General features: G+C 46.2%; 14 protein-coding genes. 11 read left to right on the top strand and 3 right to left on the bottom strand.

What is annotated here, in order from left to right:
* Positions 1-258: 258 nt before the first annotated feature.
* The 5 genes from J2T19_RS01550 to glsA all read left to right on the top strand — a co-directional run bounded on the left by J2T19_RS01550 (position 259) and on the right by glsA (position 5995).
* Positions 259-1902, top strand: coding sequence for a sensor histidine kinase (locus J2T19_RS01550; protein WP_307213118.1), 1644 nt, complete (start codon positions 259-261; stop codon positions 1900-1902).
* Positions 1903-1917: 15 nt separating this feature from the next.
* Entirely contained in the window at positions 1918-2742 is an 825-nt protein-coding gene (locus J2T19_RS01555) for a LytR/AlgR family response regulator transcription factor (RefSeq protein ID WP_307212358.1), read from the top strand.
* A gap of 120 nt (positions 2743-2862) precedes the next feature.
* Positions 2863-4158, top strand: a complete 1296-nt coding sequence (locus tag J2T19_RS01560) for an L-lactate MFS transporter (RefSeq protein ID WP_307212360.1) — start codon at positions 2863-2865, stop codon at positions 4156-4158.
* A 321-nt stretch (positions 4159-4479) separates the two neighbouring features.
* Complete coding sequence (locus tag J2T19_RS01565; protein WP_307212363.1) at positions 4480-4962, top strand: GNAT family N-acetyltransferase; 483 nt, start codon at positions 4480-4482, stop codon at positions 4960-4962.
* Between the two features lie 91 nt (positions 4963-5053).
* Positions 5054-5995 (top strand): glutaminase A, encoded by a 942-nt coding sequence (gene glsA / locus J2T19_RS01570; RefSeq protein ID WP_307212366.1) that lies wholly within the window; start codon positions 5054-5056, stop codon positions 5993-5995.
* A 280-nt stretch (positions 5996-6275) separates the two neighbouring features.
* On the opposite strand, the gene J2T19_RS01575 is transcribed toward glsA, so the two are convergent.
* Complete coding sequence (locus tag J2T19_RS01575) at positions 6276-6617, bottom strand: YolD-like family protein (protein WP_307212370.1); 342 nt, start codon at positions 6615-6617, stop codon at positions 6276-6278.
* Positions 6614-7858, bottom strand: a complete 1245-nt coding sequence (locus tag J2T19_RS01580; RefSeq protein ID WP_307212373.1) for a DNA polymerase IV — start codon at positions 7856-7858, stop codon at positions 6614-6616. Before J2T19_RS01580 ends, J2T19_RS01575 begins: the two co-directional genes overlap by 4 nt.
* Positions 7859-8716: 858 nt before the next feature.
* On the opposite strand from J2T19_RS01580, the gene J2T19_RS01585 reads away from it, so the two are divergent.
* From J2T19_RS01585 to J2T19_RS01610, 6 genes are all read left to right on the top strand, one after another.
* On the top strand, positions 8717-10942 hold the full coding sequence (locus J2T19_RS01585) for a hypothetical protein (protein WP_307212376.1): 2226 nt from the start codon (positions 8717-8719) through the stop codon (positions 10940-10942).
* Between the two features lie 26 nt (positions 10943-10968).
* A complete protein-coding gene (locus J2T19_RS01590) occupies positions 10969-12177 on the top strand; it encodes a HEAT repeat domain-containing protein (protein WP_307212379.1) in 1209 nt (402 codons plus the stop codon).
* A 22-nt stretch (positions 12178-12199) separates the two neighbouring features.
* Positions 12200-13600: a glycosyltransferase family 2 protein gene (locus J2T19_RS01595; RefSeq protein WP_307212383.1), complete on the top strand. Its 1401-nt coding sequence runs from the start codon at positions 12200-12202 to the stop codon at positions 13598-13600.
* Positions 13601-13631: 31 nt separating this feature from the next.
* Positions 13632-14435, top strand: a complete 804-nt coding sequence (locus tag J2T19_RS01600; protein ID WP_145408432.1) for a response regulator transcription factor — start codon at positions 13632-13634, stop codon at positions 14433-14435.
* A gap of 92 nt (positions 14436-14527) precedes the next feature.
* Positions 14528-15895, top strand: coding sequence for a nucleotide sugar dehydrogenase (locus J2T19_RS01605; protein ID WP_307212386.1), 1368 nt, complete (start codon positions 14528-14530; stop codon positions 15893-15895).
* 32 nt (positions 15896-15927) lie between these two features.
* A complete protein-coding gene (locus tag J2T19_RS01610) occupies positions 15928-16827 on the top strand; it encodes a hypothetical protein (RefSeq protein ID WP_307212388.1) in 900 nt (299 codons plus the stop codon).
* Positions 16828-17084: 257 nt separating this feature from the next.
* On the opposite strand, the gene J2T19_RS01615 is transcribed toward J2T19_RS01610, so the two are convergent.
* A complete protein-coding gene (locus tag J2T19_RS01615) occupies positions 17085-17957 on the bottom strand; it encodes a helix-turn-helix transcriptional regulator (protein WP_307212393.1) in 873 nt (290 codons plus the stop codon).
* Between the last annotated feature and the right edge of the window lie 413 nt (positions 17958-18370).

Genomic DNA, 18370 nt, shown 5'->3' on the forward strand with positions numbered 1-18370 from the left:
TCAGTGGAATAGGAGTTTGCTTGGTAACGTAATCGTTTATCTCTACAGGATTATGGCAATCCGTCTAATAAACAGATCGTGAAGGATAATGAATAAGTACTGAATTTTGGGGCAGAGCTTTGCTTTCCTGTAGGGGGAGCGGTAAACTGTTGCATACGAGCATGATGAGTAGGTTCTACACATAGGAGCTTTTGTACAATATAGTTACGCTAATGTCTAATAGATATGGAGGAAGTTCGATTGTCTGAAATGTTTATTATGCTGCTTGGTTTGTTTGAACGGGCAGCATTGTTAATTATCTTTTTATTCTTTTTGTCCAGAGTACCCCGATTTCGGCAAATCCTGCAGAAGGGCAAATTAAGGTGGCAGGAATATGTAGCAGTTACACTACTGTTCTGTGCTTTTGCGATTTTCGGGACATATACGGGAATTAATGTAGAGGGTTCTCTTGTCAATGTACGAATCATCGCTGTGTTATCAGGTGGTATTTTGTTTGGAGCGCCAGTGGGGATTATTACAGGGATTGTATCTGGAGTACACCGTTATTTGATTGATATGGACGGAGTAACGGCTATTCCTTGTCTCATCACAAGTATTATCGCAGGTCTCGTATCGGGTTACATTCACAAGTATACGCCTAAGTCCAAACGCTGGATTATCGGGATCGCCGCTGGCATGATCTGTGAAGCACTGACGATGTTACTTATTTTGTTGTACTCCTATCCAGACCCATTGGGGGCAGATATCGTGTCTCAGATTGCACTACCAATGATTCTAGGTGAGATGAATATCGGGTTGATTGTGCTTCTCGTGCAGAGTGTTGAAGGAGAAAAAGAAATGATCGCAGCTCGCCAGGCGAAGCTCGCATTAGATATTGCTAACAAAACGCTGCCGTATTTCCGTTCTATTGACGAAGACTCTCTTCGTACAATCTGCCGAATTATTCAGGAGGACATCCAGGCAGATGCGGTGGCTATTACCGATACAAGAAATGTACTCGCTTATGTGGGATTTGGTGAAGAACGGTATCATATCGGAAATGAGATTATTAGTGAGATGACGAAAAAAACGATCTCCAGTGGTGAGATTACCATTAGTAATGATGTGATTGATGAGAAGACGCCGGATATTCACTCCCTGCTTATTATTCCGCTAGAAGAGCGGGGTGAAGTGACAGGTGCGCTTAAAATTTATTATCGAAAAGCCTACAAGATCACGTATCCTCTGCAGACCATGGCGGTAGGGTTATCCCAGATTATTTCCACGCAAATGGAGGTATCCCGTGTTGAGGAGATTAAGGCTGCTGCGAACAAAGCAGAGCTTAGGGCGCTGCAAACGACGATCCATCCTCATTTTCTGTTTAATGCGTTAAATGCCATAGCCTCCTCCATTCGTACGAAGCCTGATCGAGCAAGAGAGTTAATTGTGAATTTGTCAGGATATATGCGGTATAATCTGGAGCTGTCAGATGAACTGATCGATATTCATAAGGAGTTGGAGCAGGTTCGTAATTATGTGGAAATTGAAAAGGCACGCTTCGGCAACAGGCTGCAAGTGATCTATGATATTGATGAGGTGGCTGTGCATATTCCAAGTCTGGTGATTCAGCCCCTTGTTGAAAATGCCATTATCCACGGCATTCTTAAAGTGAAAGGTCCGGGAACGGTTCGTATTCGAGTACAGGATTATCCTAATTTTGTGCGAGTGGGTGTCAGCGATACAGGATCAGGCATCCATCCAGACATTATTGAACAGGTGCACCATGACCGGATGCCTGGGAATCAGATCGGATTATATAACGTACACCGGCGTGTGAAGCTTATTTATGGACAAGGCTTAACCATTACTCGGCTGGAACAAGGAACAGATATTTTATTTGATGTGCCCAAAGGAGATGCATAACAAGGTGATTGGTCAATGAGAGCCCTTATTGTTGAAGATGAGATCCTCGCTAGTGAGGAGTTGAATTATTTAATTCAGGAGCATAGCCAGATTGAAGTTGTTGCTTGTCTTGAAGATGGACTGGATGTGCTGAAGTTTCTGCAGGAGCAGGAAGTTGACGTAATTTTTCTGGATATTAACATTCCTTCGTTAGACGGCATGACGCTGGCTCATCATATTGGGAAGTTTGCACGTAAGCCCTACATCGTATTTACGACAGCGTACAAGGAACATGCAGTGGAGGCCTTTGAGCTGGAAGCGTTGGATTATATATTGAAGCCTTATGACGAGAAACGGATTGCAGCTATGCTGAACAAGCTTGAATCCACATTCCGCCGGGATCAGGAGCAGGAGGAGCATGAACGTGGCATGGGGGACAGATCCATTCAGCATACGACTCCTGTTCATGACGATTCGTCTGTATCAAGCTTGGCATCTGGAACGCAGGTGAGGGAAGCGAACAGCCATGATGTTAGGCGGATTAATCTATTACGAAATGACAACATCATTGTGACGGATACTACGGATATCTATTATGCGGAAGCACAGGAAAAGGTAACGAAGGTGTACACGAAAAATGGTGAATTTACGATGCCCGTCAGTATTACGGATTTCCATGGACGCTTACCACAGGAAACCTTCTTTCGCTGCCACCGTTCGTATCTGGTGAATCTGGCTCAGATCCGTGAAATTGTGCCTTGGTTTAACAATACGTATCTGTTACGCCTGCGTGATCTGGAGGCAGAAGTGCCTGTAAGTCGTGGAAAGGTAAAAGAGTTCAGGCAGCTCATGCGCATTTAGAGGCATTTCATTCCCGCTCTGATGCAACTCATGCCAAAATCGGTGTAATGAATCCCCTTTCATGTATGATTAGCTTGTGAACGCATTCAAGCATTTGACATCGGCAAAGGGGAGATTACGATGAAAGCAATCATTTCATCAGCATCTAATATGGCATCAACGACGGAATCTACATCCATTAATCGCTGGCTTATCGTACTGGGTACCATTATTGTACAGATGGGTCTAGGTACAATTTACACATGGAGCTTGTTCAACCAACCGCTCTCCGATCGATTCGGATGGGACGTGAGCTCTGTAGCGATCACGTTTTCAATAACGAGTTTTGCATTAGCATTTGCTACATTGTTTGCAGGACGTCTGCAGGAACGATGGGGGCTTCAGCGCTTGATCCGTATTGCAGGAATTCTGCTTGGGCTCGGACTTGTGCTTAGTTCCCAAGTGACTTCGTTAACGCTGCTCTATCTTCTGGCTGGATTTGTAGTTGGATTCGCAGACGGTACTGCTTATATCACTTCGTTGTCTAATCTAATTAAGTGGTTTCCCGAGCGCAAAGGTCTGATCTCAGGTATTTCGGTCGGAGCCTTTGGTACAGGCAGTCTTCTGTTCAAATATGTGAATTCTGCACTCATTAGTTCGGTAGGCCCTGCTCAGGCATTTATGTATTGGGGAATCATCGTGCTCGTTCTAATCATGGCAGGCTCGTTCTTGATCCGTGAAGCGGTGGTTCGTAATCAAGCTGCGGCGGGTCAAAAAGAAGGAGACCAGCCCTCGAAGGTACGGCAGGATTATACGGTCAAAGAAATGCTGCGTACAAAAGAAGCCTATATGTTGTTTGTTATTTTCTTCACGGCATGTATGAGTGGTCTATACCTTATCGGGATTGTGAAAGACATCGGTGTTCAGCTCGCAGGTCTGAACGCAGCCACGGCTGCTAACGCGGTTGCTATGGTCGCCATATTTAACACGGCAGGTCGCATCATCCTAGGTGCATTGTCGGATAAAGTAGGACGGATGAAGGTCATCGCTGGAGCATTGCTGGTTACAGCGATTGCCGTGATGACGCTGAGTCTGGTTCCGCTAAGTTTTGGAGTGTTCTTCGCCTGTGTGGCAGCCATTGCTTTTTGTTTTGGCGGGAATATCACGGTATTTCCAGCCATTGTGGCAGACTATTTCGGATTGAAAAACCAGAGCAAAAACTATGGTGTCATTTATCAAGGGTTTGGTTTTGGAGCACTTGCCGGATCATTTATCAGCGCGTTGCTGGGCGGGTTCCATCTTACCTTTATCGTTATTGCTGTTCTCTGTACGATCTCCTTGTTGCTTGCATGTATCATTACACCTCCGGGGCAACAACGTCGTACCCGTCAGCGGGAAGGAAAGCTGAGTCTGCATCCTTCATCCCGGGCAAGCTAATACGGAACGGACATATATCTTAGAATCTGTAATGAACTGGCGACCTCTATGAGGCCGCTTTTTTTTGAAGTTAATTGAAAGTCTACGTTTTTAGCGGAGCTGAATCATTCGGTTATCGCAATAAAAACCCCAACCTACTCGGTCTATCTTCTGTGAAAGTCCGTCAATCGATGTTCTTCTTATAGGGTTCTGTAAGGGAGAAGAACGGAGGGGGGGAATCGGTGATGTGGGGGATGTGCATTGCATACTTTGCTTCTGGTATACTCTAGGGGAAATCTAAAGGGCAAGCCCTGATGTTAATTCAGAGGAGGTACGAATATAATGAATTTTATGAAATACACAGAGCCTGATTTTGCAGATTATTATGCGCTTGTCTCCAATAGTGAAGTGATGAAACAGATTACCGAACGTGCATTTCCTGAACAGGAAGCAAAAGAGGAATTCGGAATCATGCTGGATTACAACCTCAACAATGATACCGGATTCTATCGGGTCTCTAGCAATGAGGGAAACGGCATAGCCTATGCCAAACTAATTCCAGATGAAGCGAATCCAGATCGAGCGGAGATTGGATATATGATATTGCCTGAGCATTGGGGACAAGGTCATGGGACTTCCATTGCCGCGCGGTTAATTATAAAGGCTCAGGCAGCAGGCATCAGTGAGCTCTACGCTGTGATTGATCCAACGAATGCAGCTTCACGTCAAATACTGCTGAGACAGAACTTTGTTTCCACTTGGGTGGGCGATTATGACGGGTTACCAGGAGAGATACTCGAACTGAACTTACGAGCGAAGTGCTAAAACGACGTTAATGTATGGTAGAGGATTACCCACTCCGGGTAATCCTTTCTAATAGCGTAAGATAATAAGCAGAGAGATGGAGGAGATGGAGATGAGCAATTCTACGATGGAGCGACTGAACTCCTTATTGCCCGAATGGTTGGAAACGAGTCGTTTGCATACAGGGCAAGGTGAGGTGGCTTCCTATATTCCAGAGCTGGTCAAAGCTTCGCAGGATGAGCTTGGCATACATATCATGGACGCTGAGGGTAACCATGTATCCGCCGGCGATTGTGGTGTACCTTTTACAATGCAGAGTATTTCCAAAGTGTTCACCTTAATTCTCGCTTTGATGGATCATGGAGAAGAGGCTGTGTTCTTTAATGTAGGAAAAGAACCGACTGGCGACGATTATGACTCCATGATTAAGCTGGAATTAGTTGATCCAGGAATTCCATTTAATCCGTTAATCAATGCTGGTGCAATCACGGTGTCCTCTTTAATTGCAGGAGACTGCAAGGAAGAAAAATCCCGACGTATCCTAGAGTTTTTCCGTAAGCTGGCAAACAATGAACGATTAAACTACAACGAGGCCGTCTTTCAGTCTGAGTTAGAGAGTGGTCATCTAAACCGATCCCTTGGATATTTCCTCAAGCACAACGGGGTGCTCAAGGATGATGTCGAAGATGTACTTGCCGTGTATTTCCGTCACTGCTCCATTGAGGTAACCTGTGCGGATCTCGCACGTATGGCATTGGTGCTTGCTTACAACGGGACAGATCCCATCACCGGAGAAGAGTTAATTCCGCGTCGTTATGTACAGATTGCCAAAACATTTATGACCACCTGCGGAATGTACAATGCATCCGGTGAATTTGCTATCCAGGTTGGACTGCCTGCGAAGAGCGGTGTATCTGGTGGGATTTTGACACTTGTGCCAGGTCAATTCGGTATAGGATTGGTGGGGCCGGCTTTGAACCGTAAAGGAAATAGTATTGCCGGGGTGCATCTGCTTGAGCGTCTCTCTAAGGAATTCGACTGGAGCTTCTTCTAAAGAGGTTGTTCAAAACCGATCTTTTTGAACACGCACTAAAAATGCGAGCTTTACCCTTAAGATGATCTTTTGAATCACTTCTGGTTCCTTTTGCTTCTTTAGTACGAGAGGGCTGCCTTCTATATCGTTATTCTTGATACATGAAGTGAGTCCATTTCGTGTAGGAAAGCAGTCCTGTCCCCGTGAATTGAACTGCAACTATCTCCGAGAATCCGCAAATCTGACTTTGCGAGCGAATAGTTCCTATTGACGATATCGACGTTTGGTTGTGGAAGATGTGTTACTCACTGGCTAGTGTGACATCTGTGATCAGGTTCATCTGAATGTCCCGAGTCCCGTTATCTGTAAGTAGCTTAAGGGTGCGGGCGGGACGGTTCATTCGCAGCACCTGACCGGTGATACGAATATCGTCATACTCGTCGAACAGAGTAATGGTGATGGCATCTCCTAACACCATCGAATCGCTGAGTAGACGAGACATTTCCTCTGCCGCCTGAGCGTCCAGAGAAGGACGAGTGCGTGGAGCCAGATGCTCTTGATGAAGAATATAAGCTTCTCGGTGTTCAGGGAGCATCATGCGAGAAGATTCAAAGATTCCGTTTTGTTGTAATTTTTTACTCATTTATAATGACCTCCAATTTTATGAGAACGGTCCTGTGCCTGGGCGGATGAGCATAAGGAAGAGGCTCGCATAATCGCGGTGTCTCCGAACTTACGTTTGATATCATCTGTGGCGCGTTCCAGTTCTCTTTTTCGTTCACGATCGTCGAACCAGGATAGCTGTATATCGGAATCAGCGACAAGCCCAGTTAAGGATACGCTGATTCGGCGGATGGGTAATCCGTCCCAATGGCGTAAGAAGAGGGCTGCCGCAGCATCGTATACCTCATCCGTAATGTTCGTAGGTTCATTTACCTTCATTTGGCGCGAAAAGCCAGTAGGACGATCATAATCCTGTCCACGACATCCGACAGATACAACATCCCCCATCAGTGATTTGTCCCGTGCACGCCGGCTAACAAGTTCGGCTAACTCAAGCAAAACAACCTTGATGTCCTCCCAGGATTCATAGTCCCGAGGTAAAGTCATCTGATGCCCAATCCCCTTTTGCTGATGGGCATATGTTCCCGGCTTCACTGGAGAATCATCTATGCCACGAGCGATTCGCCACAATACCTCACCATTTACGCCCCAACGATCTCGAAGTCGAGAGAGGGGAGTCTGAGCCAGCTCACCAATGGTATGAATACCCATCTTATAGAGATGGTTCGCCATACGAGAACCAACCATAAACATATCTCTGACTGGCATTTGCCATAATGTAGTCTGTACATCCTTACGGGGAAGGGTGTAGATGCCTCCGGGGACTTTTTTGGCGTATAGGTCACAAGCCATTTTGCTTACGACCTTCGTGTCGCTAATACCAATACGGATGTATACACCTGTCTCCTCCATGACTCTGGATTGAATGCTCTTAGCGATCACTTCCGGACTGCCGAACAGATCGAGACTTCCGGTGACATCTAGAAACTGTTCATCAATGCTGTAGGGTTCAACGAGATCGGTGTACGTCTGTAGAATGCTCGTAATGTGCAGGGAGACCCGAATATACTCCGCCATTCTTGGGCGAATGACGACAACGTCCGGACATTTCGCTAAGGCTTCGCCTAGTCGCTCAGCAGTAGTAATGCCATAAGATTTGGCCAAAGGGCAGGCAGCCAGAATAATGCCCGAACGTCGTGCGGGATCTCCGGCTACAACGAGTGGACGATCCCTGTATTCAGGGTGTGCAGACTTCTCTACGCTGGCATAGAACGACTGGCAATCGGCTAGCATAATGACACGTGTGGCTTTGCGGGGCATAACAAGTCTCTCCTTTGACTTCTCAATCCATAGGGTTTGAATCAAAATAGGTTCATTTCAATGATTGTTTTACAGTTTATTTACAGTATGGAACATGTGTTCTTGTTTTATAAGCATATCTGACAATTTAAAATGCGGCAAGCGGAATTATTTTGCAAATTGGACACAATTACTAAATAGCTTGCTGAAGAGCAGATTGTAGGAAATAAGACGTGGATTTTTACATTTAATGTTAGAGATCTGTGACCTCTGGGTGATGACCCCCGGTTCATTCACTGATTTGTAAAAGGGATATAAATGGGCACAGTCCTACAGTGCAGGACTGATGTCCTTTTTTGATTTTCTGCATTTTTCAGAAAAGCTTGATAGACCGCGGATTTTTACGGATACGTTATCGGACTATAGTATCAATTTTGTAATCTTTATGGTTAATACTGTAAAAAAGGCCGCAACTTTAAAAAACAACCTGCGTTTAATGGGATAAGTGTCTAAGCACACTCAGATGCTGTAATCCGCGTTGCATATAACAATAACAGGCATATACGTCCCTACAGGAATGGATCTTAAATCTTCAGTTCACAGGGGGAAGATACAATGGTGAGCAGAGGATGAAGTTCAGAGGGAAAGCATGCTAGTTGATGGTGTATTTTACGAATAATGGGCAGAATGTTGCAGTTTATGTTTGCTCCCATCAGCCTAGTTACAAATGCAGACGCTTAGCGATATAGTGAGAACTACACCGCTGACAGCTCTATTCCATGCGGTCATCCCATGCGGAATATGCCGCATGTCTTCATGTTTGATCCGTAACACAGGCATAAGACGGGATGCATACTAGAGAGGTGAGCAAACGAGAGCATGAGTAGACGAAGACGAAAACGCTGGATGCTAACGGTGCTGGCTGGAGCCGTAGTATTGACCGGAGGAATATTTGCCGGCATGTACTATATGCAGCCCAAACTGGTCACCTATACAGCGCAGAATGGTACAGAAATGAAGTTCAAGACAGAGGGAGACCGATTCATGGAATACGGATCGGACGGTACGTGGAAGGAGATGTTCGTCAAAGGCGTCAATCTGGGCGCAACGTCACCAGGACACTATCCGGGTGAATTCCCGCTGACTAAAGAGGACTATCAGAGGTGGTTCCAGCAGATTCAGGATCTGGGCGCTAATGTAATCCGGGTATATACGGTTCATGAGCCGATTTTTTATACTGCTTTGGTCGATTATAATCGCGGTAGGCAGCAGCCCTTATATTTTATACAGGGGATATGGTCACCTGAGGAAGAGTTGATTGAGAAGCAGGATGCTTATCTTGACCATATCGAGCAAACATTTAAACAGGAAATTGAAAAAGCAGTATCTGCTGTCTATGGGGATGCGGACATTCCTGATAAACCGGGAGCTTCTAGCGGGAAGTATAAGGCGAATGCAGGGAAATACCTGATGGCATGGCATGTTGGAACCGAGTGGGATCCTATGATGGTGGATAACACGAATAAGACACATCCTGATGTGCCGCAGTACAAGGGAGTTCATTTTTCGGGAACGCCGGATGCTTCACCATTTGAAAATTGGTTGGCCGAATTGTTAGACTATACGGCTGTATTAGAGAAAGAGTATGGTTGGGAGCATCCAATGACGTTTACGAATTGGGTGACGACCGATGTACTCGACCATCCAGGTGAACCATTGTATGAAGAGGATCTGGTCAGTGTGGATGCCCGTCATATTGAGTCGAAGGACTGGCAAGGAGGATATTTTGCAGCGTATCATGTGTATCCTTATTATCCTGACTTGTTCCATATCGATAAGACACTTCAAACGATCAAGGATGCCAATGGAGAGTACAACACGTACAAAAGCTATCTACGCAAGCTCAAAGCCGAGTTTTCCGATATGCCTGTAATGATTACAGAGTACGGTGTACCTTCCTCGCTTGGTATTTCTCATCTGGGCATGGGAGGAAGGAATCAGGGAGGGCATAACGAGGCAGAGCAAGGTGAGATCGACGCTTCCCTAACTCAAGATATCTATGATGAAGGGTATGCAGGAGCGATCTTGTTCATGTGGCAAGACGAATGGTTCAAGAAAACTTGGAACACAATGCCACTCGAAATTCCAGCAGACCGACGTGCGTATTGGTTAAACGTGTTGACCAACGAGAAGATGTTTGGTTTGCTCGCGATGGAACCTGGGAAACAGGAGCAGTTGACCATTGATGGCAGCTTGGATGATTGGGAGCAACTGAAGGATGATGAGGTAACGGTCTGGCAGGGTAAAGTGGAGGGCATTCAGGAGATGAAGCTGACTCACGACGAAGCTTACCTGTACATCGGCATGACCTTAGATCAGCCGTTTGATCCGAAGCAGACGGTGCTGCACATTGGTACAGACACACTTGCAGGAGGTAATCAGCCTGGCGAGCGACTTCCTGGTCGAACGATCAGTGATGGACTCGAAACGGTAATCACGTTGGGGCAGGATGATGAATCTCAAGTGGAGATCGCCAAGGATTATGATTTTAATCGTCGTCTGTATGGCAAGGATGGCTATGACATGTTGCCAGAGGATTCAGCCGATTCAGCTAATCCATTCCAGCCGTGGAACTTGGCGGTAAGCCTGAGGATGACACCGCCGGATACCCGATCGGCTCACCCGTTTATGAACGAAAAGGTGGGGGGGCTGAAGCGAGGAACTACAGCTGCAGGGCAGTCTGATACAGATTCGTTAACAGCCTGGCAGTATAACGGAAATCAGGTGGAGATGCGAATCCCTTGGATGTTACTTGGGTTCGGTGATCCAAGCTCACTACAGGTCATCAACTATGGAGCACTTCAGGAAGGACGACAATTCCAAACTGAAACAGTAGAGGGCATTACACTGGTTCCATGGTTAATGGAGCGTTCTACGGGTCAAGTATCATGGCCAGGAGGCGAAGCGAATACACTGGACTTGAAGACATTGCCTATGTACAAGTGGCAACCTTGGGAACAGGTTCAATACAGCGAGCGTTTAAAGCTAAGTTATGAGGAAATGAAGAAACGTTTTGAACAAATACCTAGTTTTCAGACCGAATAAATCAGTATAAAGGAGGACTTTTTCGAATGTTTCCCAATTTGGCACTAGCTTATCTATTTCTATATATCTGTATAGCGCTTGTTGTTGTAGGCGTAATCCTGCTGTTTGCCATGAAAATGTCCCACAATGGCAAACAGCGCAAGATGGCGTGGTACGAATCCAAGCAGCGGGACTACTTTACGTACTTGCAAACTGCACTGACGGAGAATCGTCAACTGAAGTTGCCACCAGGCAAGCTTGCTCCGTTAGAGCGCAGGGTTATCCAGAATAAGTTGATTGAATGGATCGATCAGTTCAAGGGAGAGTACCGCGACAAGTTGATTGCCTTGTGCCGTGAGTCAGGGTTTGTAGAGCATGACCTGAAAGAACTGGGCAGACTGCGTTACGGTCGTCAGATCGATGCAGCGTATCGCTTAGGGGGCATGCGTTGTCCAGAGGCTGTTCCGGGACTTATGGAATTGCTGAAGGATGAGAAGCCTGGTCCGATGGCGATCATGATTGCTCGCTCCATTGCGAGAAGCACGGTACGTCAAGGGGAGTTAAAGGAGATGCTTGAGGTGCTTTTAACCAAAGGCAAATCCATTCATCACCTAGCTGCAGATATTCTACTTGAAACAAGCATGGATACGAGTAAGCTGTTGATTGAATTATTGGAAGACCGTAATCCTGACTTTGTAAAAGTAGGACTTGTCGCGATGTGGGGACAGGCTGTTCCAGAAGTGATGCCTGCTCTTCACAGGCTGGTGGGTGCAGAGCAGCAGGATGTACGTGCTGAGGCAGTGAAGCTGTACCTTAGTGCAAGCCCTGCACTGCGAGATGAGACGATTTTGAAATTAATGCAGGATGCAGATCCCGAGGTGCGCGCCGAAGTCGCTCAAGCGCTGGGCTCGAAGCATGCATCTGGCAGTATTCCGTTGCTGCGTAAAGCGCTACGAGATGAGGACTATGGAGTACGATACAACAGTGCAGAGAGTCTGGCGAAGCTGGGCGAGCCTGGATTCGAAGCGCTGTGCCAAGCTGCTGTACAAGGTACAAACGTTGAACGTGAAATTGCGATGCAGCAGATTGAGAGCACGATGCAACACACGGGAACAGATCATAGACCTGTTGAACAGATGATTGCACATAACAAAAAAAGGCTGCTATATGATCGGTATTTCGGCTCACCAATTGACCATCGCACAAGCAAGAAACGTACAGGTGTGGCAACGGTAGGAGGGGATTACACTGCTTAGAGATCTTTTATTAATCTACGGTATGGTGGCTATATATTATGTGGTTTTTGTTAACACACTATATTTCTCCATCTTAGCCCTTTCATTCCGCAACATATGGACGATATTCCGACGTTCGCACTATTCCAAATACAATACGTTGTCAGGGTCGGAACTGGTGCCTTCGGTCTCCTTGCTGGTACCGGCATACAATGAGGAACTAACGATTATTGAAAATGTAAACTGTCTTATGACGCTGAACTATCCGACGTATGAGGTCATTGTGGTTAACGATGGTTCGAGTGATGATACGTTGAAAAAGTTACTGCAAGAGTACCATCTTAAACCGATGAGCAACACGAAAATGCACGGCAAAATCCCCTGTCAAAATGTACGTGGCATTTATCATAATCCGGAATTCCCGGATTTGTATGTCATTGATAAAGAGAACGGTGGCAAGGCGGATTCACTTAATGCAGGGATCAACCTGTCTCACTATCCTCTAATTTCTTCAATCGATGCCGACTCACTTCTGGAGAAGGATGCCTTGATCCGTATGGCTCGCATGTACATGGAGAACCCAGAAGAGACGGTGGCGATTGGCGGCGATGTTCGTATAGCTAATGGCTGTAAGATCGAAAATGGAGCCGTACAGGATGTATCTCTTCCTCGCAAAATGTGGCCGATGTTCCAGTCCATTGAGTACCTCAAAGCCTTTCTCGGCGGACGAATTGGCTGGAGCCATATGAATGGCTTGATCATTGTATCAGGTGCCTTCGGTATGTTCCGTAAGGATGCAGTTATTGCCGTCGGAGGCTATCGGGACGGTTATCCTGGGGAGGACATGAATATTATTATCAAGCTTCACCGCTATATGCTGGAAAATAAATTGAAGTATCGCGTGGCGTTCTGTCCTGAAGCGGTATGTTGGACACAGGCGCCGGATTCTTACCGAATCTTGTCCAGTCAGCGCAAGCGTTGGGGACGGGGAAATCTGAAGAACATGCTTGAGAATCGTGGCATGTTGTTCAACCCGAAATATAAAGTAATGGGCATGGTGACGATGCCGTACAATGTCATTTTTGAAGCGCTCAACCCATATTTCCGGATTACCGGACTTCTGGCACTTGCCGGATACGTGCTGATGGATATGACGCAGTGGCCGATCCTCGTGTTGTTCGGATTGTTGAATTTTGTGAGTGGTTATCTGCTGAGTGTAGGCGCGCTAGTGCTGGAGGAAATTGCATTTAAACGTTACAACAAGCTATCTGATCTGGTCAAAATGCTGGTATTCTCTGCCTTGAAATTTGTAGGTTATCATCAGCTCGGTGTGCTCTGGAGATTGCAGGGTCACATTCAGTTTATGCAAAACAACAATTCATGGGGCACGATGACTCGCCAGAGCTGGTCAGAAGAAGAAAAGGGTGCAAGCAAAGCTGCTTGATCATCACTGAAGGAGAAGGGTGGAAAAGAACATGCCAAATACGGCAACATTGCAGCGTGAGACTGCGGTCAATGTGTATCGAAGTGTAGAGCAAGGGTTGAAGGAAACGGGTGCCGGAACATGTGGTTTAATGTTCATCCACTGTGCAGGGAATATTCAGCCAGAGCAGCAGATCCGAACACATTTGGAGCAGACACATGATTATGACTTTCAGTTGTGGAAGGATGGAGCTACGCAGACGATTGCAGTTCTATTGCCGAGATTAACCTTGGATGAGATTCACTATGCAGGACTTCGGATCAAGCATGAACTACAGGAAACGGTACCTGGTGCCGATCCACAGATTACACTGGCTAGCTTCACGGATAAGGATCGTCCTTCACAAGCGACCATCCAGCATATGGCTGAATCCTCGAAGCTTGTAGACTCATCGGAGATTCATATCTACACGCTGGACAAGACATCAGCAGATCCAGAACGTATTTTGATTGTAGATAATGATCCGACCGTGCGTGAGTTTCTGCAATTGCGTTTGAAAATGCAAGGCTACGAGACGTATGAAGCTGTAGATGGTCTGGCTGCACTGGAGCTTATCGAGAAGGTGACACCAGATCTGGTACTGACCGAATTGAATTTGTATGGTATTGACGGCTTGCCGTTCATTCACCATATCCAGAAGTTAGAGATAGAGCAGCCACCTAAAATCGTCGTTCTGACGGAGCAACGTGTTGAGCAAACAATCAGCCAATGCTTCCGTAGCGGGGTTGATGATTATATGACCAAGCCGTTCTCACCTGTAGAGCTGGATGCTCGTATTCGGCGGTGCCTGCACTAGATCGTTGTGAATTTATGCAAATGCCAAAGAGATAACGATAGACAAAAAGAACAAATTTCACACAAAATCAAATCATTGTTGGAGGGACTATCATGCATAATCAACATTTCCACTCATTATTAAATGCGATTGAAAATAAAGAAGCGGTACTCGGCGTGGTCGGGCTCGGTTATGTAGGGCTTCCACTTGCTGTAGAAATGGTGAATCAAGGCTTCACTGTCATCGGAATTGATCTTGATGCTTCTAAGGTAGAGAGTATCTATCACGGAGATTCATACATTCACGACATCTCATCTGAGGAATTGAAAAAAGTGATGGAGACAGGTCGTTTCCAACCAACGACAGATTATAGTATGCTCCGTGTCATCGATGCGTTGAGTATCTGTGTACCAACACCACTGAGCGAGAACCAAGATCCAGATACGTCGTACATTGAGACGGTAGTTGATCAGATAAAATTGCATATGAAACCAGGCATGTTGATCACGCTGGAGAGTACAACCTATCCGGGAACTACCGAAGAACTGATTCAACAGAAGCTGGACAAAATCGGACATGAAGCAGGTAAAGACTACTTCCTTTGCTTCTCGCCAGAGCGGGTTGACCCGTCCAACGGACGATTCACAACGTTCAATACGCCTAAGGTCATTGGAGGCACCACCGAAGCTTGCCTTAAGCTAGGAACGGCGTTGTATGGTAAATATGTGCAAACCGTTGTACCCGTATCTTCACCAAAAGTAGCGGAGATGTCTAAATTGCTTGAAAATACATTCCGCAGCGTGAATATCGCCTTCGTGAATGAAATGGCGATGATGTGTGATCGCATGGGCATCGACATCTGGGAAGTCATTGATGCAGCTGCAACCAAACCGTTTGGCTTCATGCCATTCTATCCGGGCCCTGGCATCGGTGGGCACTGCATTCCACTGGATCCAATGTATCTATCTTGGAAAGCAAAAGGATTCCGTTTCTACAGTAAATTTATTGAACTGGCACAATCGACGAATGACAACATGCCATATTATGTTCTGAATAAAACGTCAACCATTCTGAACGAATACGCCAAGTCTGTTCGGAATTCCAATATATTGCTGCTTGGTATGTCATACAAGCCGAATATCGCAGATCTGCGTGAGTCCCCAGGACTGGAAGTGTATGAATTGTTCAAGGAAAGTGGAGCCAATGTAAGCTACTACGACCCGTATGCTGATTCATTCTTGGACAAACATGGCGATACCGTACACAGCGAAGTGTTCAATCTGGAACAGTTCAAAACATACGATTGCATCGTGCTGATTACCAATCATAAGGATCTTCCATATCGTGAAATTTCGGAGCTCGGTGTACCGATTCTTGATACACGTAATGCATTCCGCACATATACACAGCCTCATATTTATAAGATTGGTCACTCGGTACAACACCCTGTGCTTGAACCAAGTGAAGCGTTGCTCGTCTGAGGAATCCAATGACACGATGGAGGCAGGTTCCGGTGAAGGCAAAATGGGTACTTCTGGCGCTGATATTTTGCCTGCTGCTTCTACCCTGGTTGCTCAAGTGGTTCTCTCATGAGGAACACAAAGCGACTTGGCTGTGGGACGCTTCCATTATTGCAGAGCAGACACCGGAAATTATCTCATTTTCCAAAGAGCAGGGCGTGAATGTAATCTTCCTGCAAATACAGGATGAAGTATCCAATGATACGTACCGCAAATTTATCGCTGCTGCGAAGGTGGCGGAGATTGAGGTACATGCCCTGAACGGTCATGCGGATTGGGCTTATACGGAGAAACGGGAAGAAGGACTGGCTTTTATTGAGCGAGTGCGAGCATATAATGCAGCTTCTGCTAAGAATGAACGTTTTGAAGGTGTCCAACTGGATGTGGAACCATATCAACTGAAACGCTGGGAGAATGAGGAGAGTCGTGTGATTGCAGAGTGGCAAGACAACATGAAGGCTTGGACGGAAGCGGGAGAGGATGCAGGATTGTACATGAGCGCTGCCATTCCGTTCTGGCTGGATGCCCGTCAGTCATCTGGGAATGAAGGGACGTTCAGTCACTGGGTCATTTCTCACTTCGATGCAGTAGCTATCATGGCGTATCGCGACAGTGGGCAACAGATGTACGATCTGTCCAAGGAGGAACTGGACGAGGCAGACGACCTAGGCAAGAAAGTCTGGATCGGGGCAGAGTTAGCAGATACGCATGAGGGGGATCACCTGACCTTTTTCCGTAAACCGATTAGCAATATGGATGAGGAAATGGAGCAGGTGTTCAAACTTGGCTCTACTCATTCTTCCTTTGCAGGTGTTGCTGTGCATCATTATGAAGCATGGTATGCGAAGAAGAACGGCATTCCGCTTGCACGCAAGGATGATGAGCAGAAATAGAGTCACCGTTATGGGGATCAAGGATCAGTTGAGCCTTACAACGTGCAGACGATATGAGATGAATAAATGAGCGAACAAGAAAGGCAAGTCCTGATATGAAGAGGACTTGCCTTTCTTTTTGTTATGAATGCTAAGGACGCTCGCAAGAGATACCATAGATGGTCATGACTTCATATCAATTCGCTAACTTGGCTTAGCTGAAAGATCCAACGTCATAATCAAAAGGAGGATGAGGGTGTAAGGAGGTTGTGCACCTCCTATTCCTTGTTGCTCTCCGTTGTCCGATAACGGTTGGGGGGCAGACCGACTTGTTTTTTGAACGCTTTGGAGAAGGAGAACAAGTCGGGGTAACCGACGGAATGAGCCACTTCAGTTAAGCTTAGCGGGGTCTGCACAAGTAAGCGCTTAGCCTGATCCATTTTTAATTGCTGAATATATTGGACGGGAGAGAGACCGTACGCTCTGCGGAACTGTTTGGCAAAGTGGGTTCGATCCACGCCTGCATGAGCAGACACGCCTTCCACTGTAATGCCGCCAGCAAAATGGATATCCATATACTCCTTGCCTTTCTGGAGCCAGGGAGTAGCGGAGTCAGGCTGCAGTCCCTTGATTGCCGGAGAACGGGCGATTCGGTCGAAGAGGCTTAGAAACCGAGTAAGTCGTCCCAGATCACTTGCTCCGTCCTGTGGTTTGCGAACATCCTCCATAAATGCACGCATTGCACTTGCTGTCTCTGGCGTTAACACACCTGAACGATAAGGAGAGTCTGGAGTCAGACCAATTCGGGAGAGCAGTTCTGCCGCATGTGAGCCGTCAAAGGCAATAAATATTTTCTGCAATGTGTTCTCAGGGGTGGTCCAGTACTCATGAGTGACATGCGGAAATAGACAGAACGCATCTCTTGCTCGCAAGGCATAATGTTGCCCATTCTGAATGAACGTACCTTCTCCCTCTAACACAAACAGCAAATAATGATAAGGTGTGGTGCGAGGGCCAATATGATAATTGTTCTTGGCTAAATTGCGGCCGATACGAATCGGCCAGGCGCCACCGGCTTTCTCGAATTCAGATGGAGTGAAGAAAATAATATCCAAAAACTCGTGGTGGTCCTCCTTCATGCTCTCGGTCATCGGGAACACCTCTTTAATGAATAAGTATTATAGATACGATCTGAAAGGTTCGCTTATAACCTATTATACAGGTGGGTTTTATACATATTCAAGATCGACGAGACCTAATTCTGAGAAAAGACCACAAAATGACAAAATAAAATTACCGCGAAATGACATTGATCACAGACAAATCAATTGATATGATGTCCATACCTATTAAACCAAGTTAATTAATCGGTATTTAGAACTTATGTACTAATAAAATGAACAGAAATTAGGCGCACTTTAAAAATAAGTTTCAAGAGGTGCCAACGTAGTGGAGGGGACGAAATCGATTCTGGAGAAGCAACGCGTTCACCTGAAAGCTTTCTGAAAGAAAGCTACATCGGAAGCATAAGCTATCTCCGGATTTTCCCTTTGGAAAAGGGGAA

The organism is Paenibacillus tundrae (assembly GCF_030812775.1).
Lineage (GTDB): Bacteria > Bacillota > Bacilli > Paenibacillales > Paenibacillaceae > Paenibacillus > Paenibacillus tundrae_A.

What these genes read in the sequence shown, in the direction of transcription:
- J2T19_RS01550 (WP_307213118.1), top strand. Translation starts at nt 259, where the DNA reads ATGCTGCTTGGTTTGTTTGAACGGGCAGCATTGTTAATTATCTTTTTA.
- J2T19_RS01555 (WP_307212358.1), top strand. Translation starts at nt 1,918, where the DNA reads ATGAGAGCCCTTATTGTTGAAGATGAGATCCTCGCTAGTGAGGAGTTG.
- J2T19_RS01560 (WP_307212360.1), top strand. Translation starts at nt 2,863, where the DNA reads ATGAAAGCAATCATTTCATCAGCATCTAATATGGCATCAACGACGGAA.
- J2T19_RS01565 (WP_307212363.1), top strand. Translation starts at nt 4,480, where the DNA reads ATGAATTTTATGAAATACACAGAGCCTGATTTTGCAGATTATTATGCG.
- glsA (WP_307212366.1), top strand. Translation starts at nt 5,054, where the DNA reads ATGAGCAATTCTACGATGGAGCGACTGAACTCCTTATTGCCCGAATGG.
- J2T19_RS01575 (WP_307212370.1), bottom strand. Translation starts at nt 6,617, where the DNA reads ATGAGTAAAAAATTACAACAAAACGGAATCTTTGAATCTTCTCGCATG.
- J2T19_RS01580 (WP_307212373.1), bottom strand. Translation starts at nt 7,858, where the DNA reads ATGCCCCGCAAAGCCACACGTGTCATTATGCTAGCCGATTGCCAGTCG.
- J2T19_RS01585 (WP_307212376.1), top strand. Translation starts at nt 8,717, where the DNA reads ATGAGTAGACGAAGACGAAAACGCTGGATGCTAACGGTGCTGGCTGGA.
- J2T19_RS01590 (WP_307212379.1), top strand. Translation starts at nt 10,969, where the DNA reads ATGTTTCCCAATTTGGCACTAGCTTATCTATTTCTATATATCTGTATA.
- J2T19_RS01595 (WP_307212383.1), top strand. Translation starts at nt 12,200, where the DNA reads ATGGTGGCTATATATTATGTGGTTTTTGTTAACACACTATATTTCTCC.
- J2T19_RS01600 (WP_145408432.1), top strand. Translation starts at nt 13,632, where the DNA reads ATGCCAAATACGGCAACATTGCAGCGTGAGACTGCGGTCAATGTGTAT.
- J2T19_RS01605 (WP_307212386.1), top strand. Translation starts at nt 14,528, where the DNA reads ATGCATAATCAACATTTCCACTCATTATTAAATGCGATTGAAAATAAA.
- J2T19_RS01615 (WP_307212393.1), bottom strand. Translation starts at nt 17,957, where the DNA reads ATGACCGAGAGCATGAAGGAGGACCACCACGAGTTTTTGGATATTATT.